Origin of the sequence: Streptomyces sp. CAI-85 (assembly GCF_013363615.1) — a bacterium.
In the GTDB taxonomy this organism is placed as follows: Bacteria; Actinomycetota; Actinomycetes; order Streptomycetales; family Streptomycetaceae; genus Streptomyces; species Streptomyces antibioticus_B.
On sequence record NZ_JAANNX010000271.1, the window covers coordinates 1 to 537 of the forward strand.

The 537-nt window shown below is 70.2% G+C and carries 1 protein-coding gene; it reads left to right on the forward strand.

Going from position 1 to position 537, the window contains the following annotated elements; translation table 11 throughout:
* A partial coding sequence (locus tag G6W55_RS38210; RefSeq protein ID WP_175525128.1) for a dihydropteroate synthase occupies positions 1 to 537 on the forward strand: 537 nt, incomplete at both ends.

Sequence of the window (537 nt, forward strand, 5' to 3'; positions counted from 1 at the left end):
GAGCGCACCAACGCCAACGGCTCCAAGAAGTTCCGCGAGGCCATGCTGGAGGGCCGCTGGGACGACTGCGTCGAGATGGCCCGCGACCAGATCCGCGAGGGCGCGCACCTGCTCGACCTGTGCGTCGACTACGTCGGCCGCGACGGCGTCGCCGACATGGAGGAACTCGCCGGCCGCTTCGCCACCGCCTCCACCCTGCCGATCGTCCTGGACTCCACCGAGGTCGACGTCATCCGCGCCGGCCTGGAGAAGCTCGGCGGCCGCGCCGTGATCAACTCCGTGAACTACGAGGACGGCGACGGCCCCGACTCCCGCTTCGCCAAGGTCACCCGCCTCGCCCAGGAGCACGGCGCCGCGCTGATCGCCCTCACCATCGACGAGGAGGGCCAGGCCCGCACCCCCGAGAAGAAGGTCGAGATCGCCGAACGGCTGATCGACGACCTCACCGGGAACTGGGGCATCCGCGAGGAGGACATCCTCATCGACACCCTGACCTTCACCATCTGCACCGGCCAGGAGGAGTCCCGCGGCGACGGC